The organism is Parvibaculum sp., from assembly GCF_035325945.1.
Classification (GTDB): Bacteria; Pseudomonadota; Alphaproteobacteria; order Parvibaculales; family Parvibaculaceae; genus Parvibaculum.
On the sequence record NZ_DAOKYX010000001.1, the window covers coordinates 198,221 to 213,065 of the forward strand.

The 14,845-nt window shown below is 64.9% G+C and carries 13 protein-coding genes; 6 read left to right on the forward strand and 7 right to left on the reverse strand.

Annotation, left to right across the window (positions count from 1 at the left end; translation table 11 throughout):
- Positions 1 to 16: 16 nt before the first annotated feature.
- Complete coding sequence (locus PKA57_RS00985; protein WP_324297049.1) at positions 17 to 946, reverse strand: histone deacetylase family protein; 930 nt, start codon at positions 944 to 946, stop codon at positions 17 to 19.
- A gap of 200 nt (positions 947 to 1,146) precedes the next feature.
- Between PKA57_RS00985 and PKA57_RS00990 the strand changes: the two genes are divergently transcribed.
- On the forward strand, positions 1,147 to 2,520 hold the full coding sequence (locus tag PKA57_RS00990; RefSeq protein WP_324297050.1) for a globin-coupled sensor protein: 1,374 nt from the start codon (positions 1,147 to 1,149) through the stop codon (positions 2,518 to 2,520).
- A 51-nt stretch (positions 2,521 to 2,571) separates the two neighbouring features.
- Here the strand turns inward: PKA57_RS00990 and PKA57_RS00995 are convergent, their stop codons facing one another.
- A complete protein-coding gene (locus tag PKA57_RS00995) occupies positions 2,572 to 3,627 on the reverse strand; it encodes an MBL fold metallo-hydrolase (protein ID WP_324297051.1) in 1,056 nt (351 codons plus the stop codon).
- Between the two features lie 89 nt (positions 3,628 to 3,716).
- Positions 3,717 to 5,507, reverse strand: coding sequence for an acyl-CoA dehydrogenase (locus PKA57_RS01000; RefSeq protein WP_324297052.1), 1,791 nt, complete (start codon positions 5,505 to 5,507; stop codon positions 3,717 to 3,719).
- A gap of 87 nt (positions 5,508 to 5,594) precedes the next feature.
- Here PKA57_RS01000 and PKA57_RS01005 point away from each other — a divergent pair, with 87 nt between their 5' ends.
- Positions 5,595 to 6,419 carry an SDR family oxidoreductase gene (locus PKA57_RS01005; protein ID WP_324297053.1) on the forward strand — a complete coding sequence of 275 codons (825 nt, stop codon included), beginning with the start codon at positions 5,595 to 5,597 and terminating at the stop codon, positions 6,417 to 6,419.
- Positions 6,409 to 7,389 carry an L-threonylcarbamoyladenylate synthase gene (locus PKA57_RS01010; RefSeq protein ID WP_324297054.1) on the forward strand — a complete coding sequence of 327 codons (981 nt, stop codon included), beginning with the start codon at positions 6,409 to 6,411 and terminating at the stop codon, positions 7,387 to 7,389. Before PKA57_RS01005 ends, PKA57_RS01010 begins: the two co-directional genes overlap by 11 nt.
- Positions 7,390 to 7,405: 16 nt before the next feature.
- On the opposite strand, the gene PKA57_RS01015 is transcribed toward PKA57_RS01010, so the two are convergent.
- Positions 7,406 to 7,900, reverse strand: coding sequence for a TIGR00645 family protein (locus tag PKA57_RS01015; protein ID WP_324297055.1), 495 nt, complete (start codon positions 7,898 to 7,900; stop codon positions 7,406 to 7,408).
- 56 nt (positions 7,901 to 7,956) lie between these two features.
- Positions 7,957 to 8,865 (reverse strand): VOC family protein, encoded by a 909-nt coding sequence (locus tag PKA57_RS01020; RefSeq protein WP_324297056.1) that lies wholly within the window; start codon positions 8,863 to 8,865, stop codon positions 7,957 to 7,959.
- A gap of 91 nt (positions 8,866 to 8,956) precedes the next feature.
- Here PKA57_RS01020 and PKA57_RS01025 point away from each other — a divergent pair, with 91 nt between their 5' ends.
- A complete protein-coding gene (locus PKA57_RS01025) occupies positions 8,957 to 10,321 on the forward strand; it encodes a serine hydrolase domain-containing protein (protein ID WP_324297057.1) in 1,365 nt (454 codons plus the stop codon).
- Positions 10,318 to 11,742, forward strand: coding sequence for an FAD-binding oxidoreductase (locus PKA57_RS01030; RefSeq protein WP_324297058.1), 1,425 nt, complete (start codon positions 10,318 to 10,320; stop codon positions 11,740 to 11,742). The genes PKA57_RS01025 and PKA57_RS01030 overlap by 4 nt, the downstream gene beginning before the upstream one ends.
- A 24-nt stretch (positions 11,743 to 11,766) precedes the next feature.
- Here PKA57_RS01030 and PKA57_RS01035 read toward each other — a convergent pair whose 3' ends face one another.
- Complete coding sequence (locus PKA57_RS01035; protein ID WP_324297059.1) at positions 11,767 to 13,107, reverse strand: hemolysin family protein; 1,341 nt, start codon at positions 13,105 to 13,107, stop codon at positions 11,767 to 11,769.
- 312 nt (positions 13,108 to 13,419) lie between these two features.
- Positions 13,420 to 14,160 (reverse strand): SOS response-associated peptidase, encoded by a 741-nt coding sequence (locus tag PKA57_RS01040; RefSeq protein ID WP_324297060.1) that lies wholly within the window; start codon positions 14,158 to 14,160, stop codon positions 13,420 to 13,422.
- Positions 14,161 to 14,318: 158 nt separating this feature from the next.
- Between PKA57_RS01040 and PKA57_RS01045 the strand changes: the two genes are divergently transcribed.
- A complete protein-coding gene (locus PKA57_RS01045) occupies positions 14,319 to 14,765 on the forward strand; it encodes a Fur family transcriptional regulator (RefSeq protein WP_324297061.1) in 447 nt (148 codons plus the stop codon).
- The last annotated feature ends 80 nt before the right edge of the window (positions 14,766 to 14,845 follow it).

Sequence of the window (14,845 nt, forward strand, 5' to 3'; positions counted from 1 at the left end):
CAGATCAGGCCGCAGATCAGGCCGCGAGCATGAGCGCCCTTACATGCGCCCGGGCGCTGGCGGCAAGCGCGGCCAAGTCATACCCGCCCTCAAGCGTCGAGACAACGCGGCCGCCACAGTGGCGATTGGCGAAACGGACGAGTTCCGTCGTCACCCAGCCATAATCATCCTCCGTCAGCCGCAGATTGGCGAGGGGATCGGCCGCATGGGCGTCGAATCCGGCCGAGATGAAGAGGAATTCCGGCTGGAACCGCTCAAGCGCGGGCAGAATGGCGTCGCTGACCGCTTCGCGGAATTCCGCCGAGCCCGCGCCGGGCGGCAGGGTCCTGTTCAGAATGTTACCAATGCCGCGCTCCCCTGCCCGTCCCGTGCCCGGGTAAAGCGGCCATTGATGCGTCGAGGCATAGAAGAGGTTTCCGTCCGTCTCGAAGCAGGCTTGTGTCCCATTGCCGTGATGCACGTCGAAATCGACGACCGCGACGCGCGAAAGCCCGTGAACGTCGCGGGCATGAAGCGCGCCGATGGCGACATTGTTGAACAGGCAAAAACCCATGGCCTGATCGGGCTCGGCGTGATGTCCCGGCGGACGGACGGCGCAGAACGCATTGCGCGCGCGCCCCGCCATCACCTCATCGACCGCGCGGATGACCGCGCCCGCCGCGCGGAACGCCGCCTCGACCGAGCCCGGCGACATGGTGGTGTCCGCGTCGATCCGGCGAAAGCCCTGCTCCGGCGCGCCGTTCAGGATCGTCTCGACATGGATCGGCGGATGGACCCGCTCGATCGCCTCGATGGTGGCTTCCGGCGCCTCGACACGCTGGAGGAGCGCGAATTCCTCCGCCTCGAGGGCCTGGAGGACGGCGCGAAGCCGCTCCGGACATTCCGGATGGCCGGGCGGGGTCTCATGGCGGAAACAGGCCGGATGGGTGATGAGCAAAGTTTCCATAATTATGACGCTTCATACTCGACGAGACGATTGGCGAGTCTAGCCGGAAGGCTGGCCCGCTCCTAATCCGCCCCCCTTGGGCGGCGAACAAAATTCGCCGGGCCGCAAATACCGGTGAGGGCTTCTTAACTCCCGCCAGCGGATAAACCCAAGTTCAGTTTTATCAACGCGCCCAACCGCGCACACAAGGCAGTCGAAAATTGAGCACAGAGTTCTCCCGCGAGGAACGCCTCGCCTTCCTGCGTATCGGAACGGATTCCAGAACCAGCGACGCCTACAGGGACCTCTCGCAGGTTCTCTCCAAGAAGATCAGCGGCATTCTCGACAGCTTCTACCTGCACATCGACAGGCAGCCCGAAACGGCGCCTCTCATCCGTGGCGCAGGCAAGATCGACCGGCTGAAGGCGGCGCAGCGTCAGCACTGGACTTCGCTTTTCGACGGCACCTTCAGCACCTCCTTTCTCCAGCAGGCGCAGAAGATCGGCGAGACGCATGAGCGCATCGGCCTGCCGCCGCGCTGGTATATCGGCGGCTATTCCTTCATCGTGTCCGAACTCATCCCCGAGCTTGTTGCCGAATACAGGCGCAAGCCGGAGCGTCTCTCGGCAGTGCTTGTCGCGGCGATGAAGGCCATCTTCCTCGACATGGATATCGCCATCTCCGTCTATAACGACAGGGGCGAGGAAAAGCGCGAGGAAGAGCTTGCCGCGGTTGCCAAGAGGCTCGAGATGGAGATCGGCGCGGCGCTAGATGCGGTCGTCGCCCGCAGCGCCGATGTCAATGAGGGCGCGGACGAGATCGGGCGCTTCATGACGACCATTCAAACCCATACAAGCGACGTGGCCGCCGCCTCGCAGCAGGCGACCGAGAACGTTCAGACGAGCGCGGAGGCAACGCGCGAGCTTTCGGACGCGGTGCGCGCCGTCGAAACGCAGGCAGGCCATTCGGTCGAGATCACGCAGGAAGCCGTCAATCGCGCGCAGCGCGCAGGCGTCAGCATCGAACAGCTCGCAGGCGCCAGCCAGAACATTTCCGAGACGGTGCGCCTCATTGCCGAAATCGCCAGCCAGACAAATCTTCTGGCGCTGAACGCGACGATCGAAGCGGCCCGCGCGGGCGAAGCTGGCAAGGGCTTCGCTGTCGTCGCCTCCGAGGTGAAATCGCTCGCGAACCAGACAGCGCGCGCGACGGACGGCATCACGGCGCAGGTCGCCAATATCCAGGCGGCCATGGCCGATGCCGTTTCGGCGATCCAGGCCATCAATGAAACGATTGCCGAAATCAACGGCATCTCATCGGGCATTTCGGCGACGGTCGCCGAGCAGACGGCGGCGGCGACCCATATTTCGCTCAATGTGGGCGAGGCCGCGGCAGGCACGCGCGATGTTTCGTCGAAGATCAGCGAAGTGGCGGAGCAGACACGCAACGCCATGGCGCTCTGCGCCGAGCTGCGCAGCGTTTCGGAGCGGGTCAACCTGTCCGCGGAAACCTTGCGCCACAACGTCGCCGCCATCCTCGCGGATCTGAGCCCGCAAGCGGCCGCGGGCGCCACGCAGATGCGCAAGGCGGTTTGAGCGACGCTCTCACCTCACGGCTTCGCCCCGGCCGATGCCGGGGCGAAGCCTTCAGGCGCGGCGATACCAGTTCACGCCCTTCTCGTCGCGGCTCACCACCGCCTCGCCCCGGCCGATCAGGCAATTCAGATGGGCTAGGCTCTCGCCCGTCGCCATGAAGAAGACGTCTGGCCCGATCTTGCGCTTGAAGAGCGCCGGAAAGACATCGATGGCCCTCTTCGGTTCCGCCAGAAGCTCATGGAGCTTCGACAGTCCGTCCTCATGGCCGTCGATGAGCTGCGTCAGGCGCGCATGGAGCCCGTAAAAGGGTTCGTTATGCGCGGGAAGGACGAGCACATCGTCCGGCAGGCCGGCGCGAATGCGGTGGCAGCTATCGATCCAGTCCTGCAACGGGTTCTCATAGGCTTCAGTCGGGTGCACACTGACATTCGACGAGATGCGCGGCAGGACCTGATCGCCGGAGATGAGGATTTTCGCTTCTTCGCAATAGAGGCAGACATGCTCGGGCGCATGGCCCGATCCGATGACCACGCGCCAGCGGCGGCCGCCGATCCGCAGCTCGTCGCCTTCCTTCAGCCTGCGGAATATGTCCGGCAGGGGCGAGACACGCTCGCCGAAATGGCCGAAGCGTTTGGCATAGCTGTCGAGCCCGCGCTGGCTGAAGCCTGCGGCGCGATAGAAATCGAGCGCTTCCCTCGGCGCCTCGCGGCCCGTATCGAGAACGAGGTTGCGGCACATCAGAAAATCGGTGCGCGACATCTGAAGCTCGACGCCCCATTCGCGCGTGAACCAGCCGGCGAGCCCTACATGGTCGGGGTGGAGATGGGTGACGACGAGGCCCTTGACCGGCTTGCCCTTCAGGCCGCTCGCAAAGACCTGCCGCCAGAGGCCAATGACCTCCTCGCTCGCGACGCCGGTATCGACCACCGTCCAGCCGTCTTCATCCTCGAGGAGCCAGAGATTGATGTGGTCGAGCTGAAAGGGCAGCGGCATCCGCACCCAATAGATACCGGGCGCTGCCTCCATCATTTCCCCATGGGCGGGGATGCGCCCCAGCGGATAGCGGAGGGGGCTCACCTCACGTTCCGCGAGCGAAGCATCTGACATTTGAACTCTCCAACTGTCCTTCCGTGATAGGGAGGCGCGGAGCAAACGTCAAATCATGGCGGAATTTTCCCGGCGAACGCTGGGGAAAGTCAGTTTCCGAACCCTTCGGCGTCGAGCGCGTAGAGCATGCCTGCGCCGGCCGTGGACGGCCCGACGAGCCCCGCCGCGAGCGGAAGCTGCTGGGCGGCATAGAAACCTGCCGTGGCGAGCCGCGCCTGCATGAAGCCGTCACCGTCGCTGGCGGCCGCCGCGAGCGCGCCGAGCGCGAGGAAGTGCCCGCCCGCTACTGTGCCGAAAAGACGCAGATAGGGGCTCGCTCCGGCAAGGCAATCGTCGGCCGAGGATTTGAGCCGCGTCAGCATCCACTCCGTTGCTTCATCGAGCGCGTCGAGCCCCTTGTCGAGCGCGGAGCCGATAGCCGCGAGGTCGTCGCGGTTGGAGCGCTGCGCGCGCGCCGCCGTCTCGCGCATTTCGGCGATGAAGCCACGCACCACCGCGCCATTGCCGAGCGGCAATTTGCGCGTGACGAGGTCGATCGCCTGAATGCCATTGGTGCCTTCATAGATCGGCAGGATGCGCGCATCGCGATAATACTGCGCCGCGCCCGTCTCCTCGATGAAGCCCATGCCGCCATGTATCTGAACGCCGATGGACGCGACCTCGACGCCGATATCGGTCGAGAAGCTCTTGGCGATCGGCGTCAGAAGATCGGCGCGCGCGCGGCCTGCCTCGCGCGCCGCTTCGTCCGCGCCGTGATGGGCGCGGTCGATGGCGACCGCATTCGCATAGCAGATGGCACGCGCCGCTGCGGTGAGCGACTTCATGGTGAGTAGCATCCGCCGCACATCGGGATGGGCGACGATGGGCGCCATTTCGCCGGGGGGAAGATCCGAGCCCGCAGGCCTTCCCTGCCTGCGCTCATTCGCATAGGCGAGCGCATGCTGATAGGCGCGCTCGGCGATGGCGACGCCCTGCGTGCCAACAAGAAGGCGCGCGTTGTTCATCATCGTGAACATGCAGGCAAGGCCCCTGTTCTCCTCGCCGATCAGCGTGCCGATGGCGCCGCCCTCGTCGCCATAGGACATGACGCAGGTGGGGCTGCCGTGAATGCCGAGCTTCTCCTCGAGCCCCACGCATTTGACATCGTTGCGCGCGCCGAGCGAGCCGTCCGGATTGACGAGGAATTTCGGCACGAGGAAGAGCGAGATGCCGCGCGTGCCCGCGGGCGCGTCGGGCAGGCGCGCGAGCACGAGATGGACGATGTTGTCCGCCATATCGTGATCGCCATAGGTGATGAAGATCTTGGTGCCGGTGATGCGGTAGGTGCCATCGCCCTGCGGCACCGCTCTCGCCTTGAGCGCGTTGAGATCGGAGCCCGCCTGCGGCTCGGTGAGGTTCATGGTGCCGGTCCACTCGCCCGAGACGAGCCTGGCGAGATAAAGCCGCTTCTGCTCTTCCGTGCCATGAGCGGTCAGCGCCTCGATCGCGCCCTGCGAGAGAATGGGGCAGAGGCCAAAGGACATGTTGGCCGCGTTCCACATCTCCTGCATGGCCGTGGCGAGCGCCAGCGGCAGGCCCTGCCCGCCATATTCAGGCGCCGCGGCAAGCGCGCCCCAGCCGCCATCGACCCAGCGCCGATAGGCCTCGGCGAAGCCCTTGGGCGTTTTGACGCCATCGGCCTCGAGCCTTGCGCCTTCCCGGTCGGCGGCGTGGTTGAGCGGCGCCAGCACCTCGCCCGCGAGCTTCGCCCCTTCTTCGAGCACCGCCTCGACAAGATCGGGCGTCAGCTCCGCGAACCCGCCACCGGCGGACAGGCCGCCGAGGCCGGCAACCTCCTGCAGCACGAAAGCCATGTCGCGGACGGGGGCGCGGTAGCTCATAGGATCATCCTCGAAAACTGGATTCTGACAGGCGCGGGCTTTTTATCCTATTCTCGCCGCCGAATGAACCGGTCGAAAGGAAGCAGCATGGCCAGCGGCGAGGCAAAGAGGCGAACGGCGCTCGTCACCGGCGCGTCGGCGGGCATCGGCCGCGAACTCGCGCTCGTCTTCGCGAGCCACGGCTTCGACGTGGTGCTCGTGGCGCGGCGCGAGGAGCGGCTGAAGGAACTTGGCGAGCGCATCGGCAAGGAGCATGGCGTCAAGGCGCATGTGCTGGCGCTCGATCTTGCAGATCCCGCCGCGCCCCGACGCCTCTTCGACGAGATGGCGGCCCGCCACATCATGATCGACGCCCTCGTCAACAATGCCGGCTATACAGTGCCCGGCCATTTCCGCGATACGCAATGGGCCGACCAGAAGGCTCTCATTCAGGTGATGGTGACGGCGGTGGCGGAGCTTTGCCACCTGTTCGGCCCCGGCATGGCGGCCAGGCAATATGGCCGCATCATCAATGTCGCTTCGCTGGCGGGACATCTGCCGGGCGCGGCGGGCGGCACGCTTTATGCGGCGAGCAAGGCTTTCGTCATCAAGCTGTCGGAGAGTCTCGCTCTCGAATATCAAGGCCGCAATGTGCATGTGACGGCGCTCTGCCCCGGCTTCACCTATTCGGAATTTCATGACGTCGCGGGCAATCGCGCCGAGATGAACAAGCTGCCGAAATTCATGTGGATGAACGGCGACGCCGTGGCGCGCGAAGCCTATGAAGCCGTGATGGCAGGAAGACCCGTCATCATCAATGGCAGGCTCAACAATTTCATCGCGCTTCTGACGCGGCTTCTGCCCCAGCGCCTTGTCCATGCGCTGATGGCGCGCAACCAGCGCAATGCGAAAGCGAAGCCCCGTGCCGCCTGAATTCCTGCCCGCCAACGAAGAGGCCATCGCCCATGCCGGCGCGCTGCTGCGCGAAGGACGGCTCGTCGCCTTTCCGACCGAGACTGTCTATGGCCTCGGCGCGGATGCGACGAATGACAGGGCGGTCGCCCCGATCTTCGAGACGAAGGGAAGGCCGACCTTCAATCCGCTCATCGTCCATGTCTCCGGCCGCGAGGAGGCGGCGCGCCATGCCCGCTTCACGCCGGAGGCCGACGCGCTCGCCCGCGCCTTCTGGCCGGGCGGCATCACGCTCGTTCTGCCGCGCCTCGCCACGACGCCGATCTCGCTTCTCGTCAGCGCCGGGCTCGACACCGTCGCTCTCCGGGCACCCGGCCACCCGATCGCGCAGGCGCTCATCCGCGCGGCGGACAGGCCGATCGCGGCCCCGTCCGCCAATGCGTCGGGCGAGGTGAGCCCGACACGGGCGCAGCATGTGATGGCATCGCTCGGCACGCGAGAGGCGCTTGCCCTCATCCTCGACGGGGGCTCATGCCCGCTCGGCCTCGAGTCGACTGTCATCGGCTTTCCGGAGAACGGCGCCCCCACCCTTCTCCGCCCCGGCGCCATCGCGCGGGAAGAGATCGAAAAGGTACTCGGACGAAAGCTCGCCGCCGCCGACGCGGCATCCGGCGAGGCAGGCCGCTCGTCGCCCGGCCAGCTTGCGAGCCATTATGCGCCGCGCGCGCCCCTGCGCCTCGATGTCGAAAATCCGCGCGAGGACGAACTGCTCCTCGCCTTCGGACCACATGTGCCGAACTGCTCCCGGCCGGTCATGAACCTTTCGCCCTCCGGCGATCTGCGGGAGGCGGCGGCCAATCTCTTCGCCATGCTGCGCTCCCTCGACCAGCTTGCGGAAGGGCACGCCATCGCGGTCATGCCCGTTCCCGCAAGGGGATTGGGTGAGGCGATCAACGACCGCCTGAGGCGGGCCGCCGCGCCGCGCGACTGAGCCGCGGAGTGCGCCGCTATTTCTTCGCGGAAATGCGCTCGAGCAGACCCAGCGATACGGCCGAAACGACGAAGGCCATGTGCATGATCGTCATCCACATGATCTTGCCGTTGTCGTACTGGCTCGCATTGAGAAAAATCTGCAGCAGATGAATGGACGAGATCGCGACGATGGCAGACGCGACCTTGACCTTCAGGCTGCCTGAATCGAGCTTGCCCAGCCAGTTGAGATCGGTGTTCGACTCATCGAAGCGGCTGACGAAATTCTCGTAGCTCGAGATCATCACCATCAGCACGAGGCTCGCGACAAGGGCCGCGTCGATCAGGCTCAGCATGGCGAGGATCATCTCGGCCTCGTCATAGGTCAGGACGCCCTTGATGACCTTGAGAAGCTTGATGACGTAGGAACCGGCATAGGCTGCAAGAGCGAGCCCGAGACCGAAATAGAAAATGACCAGAATCCAGCGCGCGGATAGGATGACGCGCTCAACAAGAAGCTCGGCTGATTTCATACGGGTCCTCGATCTGTAATGCCCCAATATGGCATCGCGATCGAAAATTTCCAGCGCTAGTCCGCAGCCGGAACTGGCCCCACGAGCAGGGTCGGAATCCCCATTGTCGGCGGCCGCAGCGTCGCGACTTCGGTGCCCTTCTTGCGGCCCCTGCGCACATCCGACACCTCGACGCCATCGCGCATGAGCCGCTCGCGCATGGTGGCGACATTGCCCGCCTTCCATGCGAGGCCCCAATAGTGATCGTCGGCAGGCGCCTTCGCCTTGTCCAGCGGCTCGACGACCTCGATGGTGACACCGCCAAGCCGGAAGAAGAGCTGGCGGACGCCCCATTCCGGCTTCGACTGATCGAGGGCGAGACGGATGCCGAGCTTGTCGCCGAGAAGCACCTTCATTGCTTCGGCATCGGCCGTCATGATGACGATGTGATCGAGCGCCGAAATCGCATCCGCGGCTGCCACGCCCTCGCGAAGTTCGGCCGGGGGAAGATTTTCGCGCCGGCTCGTTTCGTCGGTCAGGAGAAGGCTGACGCCCCGCGTCAGGCTTGTAGGCATGAGTACATTGCGCCAGCTCCGGACCCTGGAACCGTCCCGCGCCTCGCCCTGAGGGAGCGCCACGGCGGCCAGACCGATTGCGGTCAGCGCGCGCGCAGCCTTTTCCGCATCCGGCGTCCTCAGAACAAGGGTCATCACCCCCTCGCCCCTCCCGTCAAGGTAGCGGGAGGTAACTTTTCCCCAGGGGCCGCCATTGACCGGCTCCACCAGTTCAAGGGACATGTTGTCGAGCCGAAAAACGACATGCGCCGTGCCGCCGCCCGGATCCCTGTGACGCCAGGAGGGCATGCGGCCAAGTATGCGCGTGTAGACCTCTTCGGCTTCCGCCAGATTCCTCACGGCGACTATCACGCGCTCCACGGCGTCGACTATCGTTTCTCCGGGCGTAACTTCGGGCATCTCTTCGGACATTGTTCGACTCGGTACCTGCTAGAATGAGTGTCATGCTAAACTCCGCCCGCGAAATTGCGAAGCCCGCACCGGCCTTTTCATGACTCCAGACATGCCAGGCATTTCTACCCGTCTCGACGATCTGACGCGCGCCTATGGCGTGCCCGGCGCGGCGCTCGCCGTCTGGGCAAGGGGCGAGCTTTCCGAGGCGGCATCGGGCGTGGTCAATATCGAGACGCGCGTGCCCGCGACGCCGGACACGCTGTTCCAGATCGGCTCGATCACGAAGCTCTACACGGCCGCCATCTGCCTTCAGCTCGTCGAGGAGGGGAAACTCTCGCTCGACGAGCCCGTCAGGACGTGGTTGCCGGAATTCAAGGTCGCCGATGCCGAGGCAAGCGCGCGCATGACATTGCGCGATCTGCTCACCCACAGGAGCGGCATCGAGGGCGATTTCTTCAGGGATGCCGGGCGTGGCGAGGACCGCATCGCGCGTTTCGTCGGCATGCTCGGCACGCTCGGGCAGATCCATGCCCCCGGCGCCATGTTTTCCTATTGCAATACGGGCTTCGTCATTGCCGGTCGCCTCATCGAGGTCGCAGGCGGCGAGCCCTGGGACAAGGCCGTGCGCAGGCGCATCGTCAAACCCATCGGCACGCCCGCCTTCTCGACCCTGCCCGAACAGGCCATGCGCTACCTCACCGCGATCGGCCATCTCGGCACGGGCGAAGGGCTCTTCGTGTCTCCCATCGCCTATCTCGCGCAATCGAACGCGCCAGCGGGCTCCATGCCGATGGCGCGGGCGCGTGATGTCATCATCTTCGCGCGCATGCTGATGAATGGGGGCGTCGCGCAGGACAGTACCCGCATCCTGTCGCCTGAAAGTGTTCGCGCCATGCATGAGATGAATGTCACATGCCCGCCGCGCATGAATATCGACGCCATCGGGCTTGCGGCCTTCCTGTGGGATTGGGACGGTGACGGACGTTACGAAACCTTCGGGCATGACGGCTCGACCATCGGTCAGGCGGCATGGCTGCGCTATCATCCGGCGAGCGGAACGGCTATGGCCCTCCTCACCAATGGCGGCAACGGCAAGGGGCTCGCGCAAGCGATCATCGGCGAAATCTTTTCGACCCATGCGGGGATCGCCCCGCCCGCGCCGCCCGCCCCGACGCCGGGGCTCGCCCTCGATCTCGCGCGCTATCCCGGGCGCTATGCCAATGTCATGGAGACGGTGGAGGTCACGGTGGAAGGCGGGCAACTCGTCGCCACGACAATCTCCTCGCCCGATTTCGCCGTCATTTCCGGCGGCGGCAGGCGCGTCGCGCTCGCGCCGGTCGAGCCCTCGCTCTTCGTCGGCACGCCTCCCGGCATGACGCTTCCAGTGACCTATCATTTCCTCGAAGCGGACGGCGAGGGCCGACCACTCATTCTTCACACGGGCGTCCGCGCGCATCGGAGGATCGCATCGTGAAGCCGTCTCCGGAGACGCTGTCGCGCATGAAGGCCGTTGTCGGGCCGTCGGGCTTCATCGACGCTGCGGAGGACATGGCGCCCTATCTCGTCGAGCGGCGCGATCTCTACAAGGGGCGCGCGGCGGCCGTGCTTCGGCCCGCATCGACCGCTGAAGTTTCGGCCCTGATGAAGATCGCGCATGAGACGGAAACCCGCATCGTGCCGCAGGGGGGCAATACCGGCCTTGTCGGCGGACAGGTGCCTTTCGAGACGGGCGAGGAGGTCGTGCTTTCGCTCGCGCGCATGAACCGCATCATCGCGCTCGATGCGGAAAACAATACGCTGACCGTCGAGGCAGGTGTGACGCTTGCCGCCGCGCAGGATGCCGCGCAGGCGGCCGGCAGGCTTTTCCCGCTGAGCCTTGCATCCGAAGGGAGCTGCGAGATCGGCGGCAATCTCTCGACCAATGCGGGCGGTACGGCGGTTCTTCGCTATGGCAATGCGCGCGATCTCGTGCTCGGGCTCGAAGTCGTGCTCGCCGATGGCCGCGTCTGGAACGGCATGCGAGGCTTGCGCAAGGACAATACGGGTTATGACCTCAAGCAGATTTTTCTCGGCGCGGAGGGAACGCTCGGCATCATCACCGGCGCCGTCCTGAAGCTCTATCCTCGCCCTCGCGCGGTCGAAACTTCTTTTGTCGCCGTGCCGGACGTCGAGGCGGCGGTGCGCCTTCTGCGCCTCGCGGACGAGGCGACGGGCGGGCTCGTCACCGGCTTCGAATTGATGCCGCGCATCGGCATCGAATTCGTGACAAAGCATCTTCCGGGGGCGAGCGACCCTCTCGCGGCGCCCTCGCCATGGTACGTTCTCATCGAGCTTGCCTCGGGCGGTGAAGGCGACGCGCTTTCGCAAGCGCTCGAAGCGATGCTCGAAACCGCCATGGAAAAGAACCTCGTCACCGACGCCGCCATCGCGCAATCGGGCGCGCAACGCGACGAATTCTGGCGTCTGCGCGAAAGCATGTCCGATGTGCAGCGCCTCGAAGGCGGCAGCATCAAGCACGATGTTTCAGTGCCGGTTTCGGCCGTCGCGGACTTCATCGCGCGGGCAAGCCATGCGGTGGAGAAGGCGCTTCCGGGCATTCGTCCCGTGCCATTCGGGCATGTCGGGGACGGCAACATCCATTTCAACCTGAGCCAGCCCATAGGCATGGACAAGCCCGCCTACCTCGCCCGCTGGGACGAGATGAGCGCCATCGTGCATGCAATCGTTCGCGAGTATGGCGGCTCGATCAGCGCCGAACACGGCGTGGGGCGCATGAAGCGCGACGAGATCGCGGCAACGAAATCGCCCGTCGAGATCGAGCTGATGCGGACGCTGAAGCGCGCGCTCGATCCGAAGAACATTCTCAATCCGGGCAAGGTCGTTTCGCTCGATTAGCGGGCGTCGCCCTTCGCGCCCTCCCTAATCGGCCGTGCGGGCGAGCGGACTGCCGATCGGCAGGTTCTGCGCCGGAACGACCAGAATCTTGTCGATCCGGGGCCCGTCCATATCCACCACCTCGAAGCGATAGCCGTTCCAGCCGAAATAGTCGCCCTCGCGCGGCAGGCGCCCGAACCAGTTGAACATGACACCGGCAAGCGTGTTGACCTCGGCCTGTTCGTCGCCCGGCAGCTTCGTCAGCTTCAGAAGACGGCGCACCTCGTCCACCGAGACGACGCCGTCGATGATATAGGACCCGTCGTCGCGCGCTACCACGGCAGGGTTCGCATCGACCGCGTGTTCGGAGATATCGCCGATGATGGCGAAGAATATTTCCGCCATGGTCAGTGTGCCGACGACATCGCCATATTCGTCGATGATGAAGCCCATGAACATGCTCTCCGACTGGAGGATGCTCAACCCCTTGAGAACGGATGCCGTACGCGGGATATAGAGCGGCGGCGACATCTTGCGCAGCAGCTCGTCATTCGTCCGGGGCGAGAGAAAAAGGTCTTCGAGCCGCACCATGCCCACCGGCGCGCCGTTCATTCCCCGCCGCACCGGATAGCGCATCTTCTGTTCGGCGCGTATGAGCCTCAGATTTTCTTCCACCGTGAATTCCGTATCGAGCCACACCATCTGGACACGCGGCGTCATGATCTCGCTGACGCGCATGTCGCCGAGGCGGAAGACACGATTGACGATGTCGCGCTCGACGCTATCGATGGCGCCGGCGGCGGCCCCCTCTTCCACAAGGTGCTTGATCTCCTCCTCGGTCACATGCGCGACCTGCTGGCCGGTCAGGCCGGCGAGCTTCAGCACCGTCTCTGTCGACCAGGAAAGAAGATCGACGGCGGGGCCGAATATGCGTGTCAGCGTCGTCATGGGCCGGGCGATGGTCGCCGCGATCGCTTCCGGGTTGGCGAGCGCAAGACGCTTCGGCACCAGCTCGCCGAGGATGAGCGTCAGATAGGTGATGACGATGACGACGGTGCCGAGGCTGATCTGCTGCGCATAGGGCCCGACATAAGGCAGATGTGCGATCGACGCCGCGATGGGCTCGGACAGGGTCGCGCCACCGAAAGCGCCGCTGAAGACGCCGACAAGCGTGATGCCGATCTGCTGGGCGGAGAGGAAACGGCCGGGCTCTGCATGGAGCGCCAATGCCGCCTCATAGCCGCCGACCGCGCCCTGCGCACGCATGCGTGCGGACATGAGCGCCTGAAGCCTCTGCCTCCTGGCGGAGACGATCGCCATTTCCGCTAGCGAGAAATAGCCGTTCAGCAAAATGAGGACGAGCAGGATGATGATGTCGGATAACATTTGGTCCCCGGCTGGCCACGGCGCCCGGGGATTATACAGTGAGAGGGGCGTCCGGCGCGAGACGCCTTAGCACCTCCGCGACTTGTGAAATTCCGTCACCCCTGCCGCCTCGGCGATGCCGGCGCTCCACGCTTTTCCGGGCGGGATAAGGCGCCTCGAACGAAACCGTATCTCGACCCTCATGCGCGAAACTCTCACCATGCGCCGCTTTGGCGATGTTGACAGGCGCCTCAAGATCCCGGGTTATGTGCAGGGAGCCCGCCACAAACACGCCGAGACGACCGCGGCCGACGCAGCATATCCGCCCAATACCTAGAAGAGATCACCCTGCCGATCGTCCGTGGGCTTCCGTTTTCTTGGGGCCGGCGCCTCGGGCACCGTCCGGGGGCGGACATGCGCCTCGACGATCAGGCCCGGATGATCATTGGCAACCCGGTTGACCCCTTCACTGACGGGGATCGCCTCCAGCAGATCGTCCGGCGCAGGCTTCATCAGGTCCTGCAACTCCTTCAATGGCGTCGAGGGATCGAGCCAACGCGCCCAGTCCTTCTCGTCGAGTATCACCGGCATGCGCTCATGGATCGGCGCGAGCGTGGCGTTCGCGTCGGTCGTCACAACGGCGCAGCTTTCGATCTCGCTTCCATCGGCCGTCATCCAGTTGTCCCAGAGGGCAGCCATGGCAAAGGGCCTGCCGTCACGGCGGCGTATGAGATAGGGCTGCTTCGGCCCCTTCGGCATCACCTTCCACTCGTAAAACCCATCGGCCGGCATCAGGGCGCGGCGATGGCGAAAGGCCGCGCGGAAAGAGGGCTTCTCCGCGATCGTCTCCGCGCGCGCATTGATGAGAAGAGATTTCGGCTCTTCCTTCACCCAGGAAGGAATGAGGCCCCAGCGCACGAGAACGAAATGCCGGCGTCCGCCTTCGAGGCGGATGATGGGCACGGGCTGGCTCGGCGCTATGTTGTAGCGCGCAGGAAAATTCGGCCGCTCATCGAACTCGAAGAGGGTCCGCATCGCCTCGGGAGGCAGGGAGATCAGATAGCGTCCGCACATGGTCCGCGAGCTTAACCGCCGCGGCGGGACAAGTCCTCCCGATATGTTGTAACATCGCCGCCATGGCGGAAGAGAGGAAAGCGGCGCGCAAGGCGCCCGCTCAAAAGCACCAGAGCGGCAAATCCCGGGAACACCGGCTCCACGACCATGATGTCTGCGTGGACGAAGCCATGAATGTCGCGCGCGCGCTTTGCGAAGAGCGCGCGGTCGCGCTCACTCCTATCCGCGAGAAAGTGCTTCAGATCGTCTGGCGTTCGCACAAGCCCGTGGGCGCCTATGAGGTGCTCGACGAATTGTCGCGGACGCACAAGGCGGCGCGGCCGCCGACGGTCTATCGCGCGCTCGATTTCCTGATGGCGGAAGGGCTCATTCACAAGATCGAATCGCTCAACGCCTATCTCGGCTGCGTCGAGGCGGGCGCGCCGCATACGAGCCAGTTCCTCATCTGCCGCAAATGCGGCACGGCGGAGGAAATCGTCGATCCGAAGCTCGACAAGGCGCTCGACGCTGCGGCAAGGCATGTCCGCTTCATCGTCGAGCACAAGGTCGTCGAGATCGCGGGGCTCTGCGCGCCCTGCGCCGCCGATTCGGTGGAGCGCCCCTGAGCCTTCCTGTCCGCCAACCCCATTGAGCGGAAGCGCGCGGACAGGCATAAACTATCCCCATCGATATTCACCAATCCGGG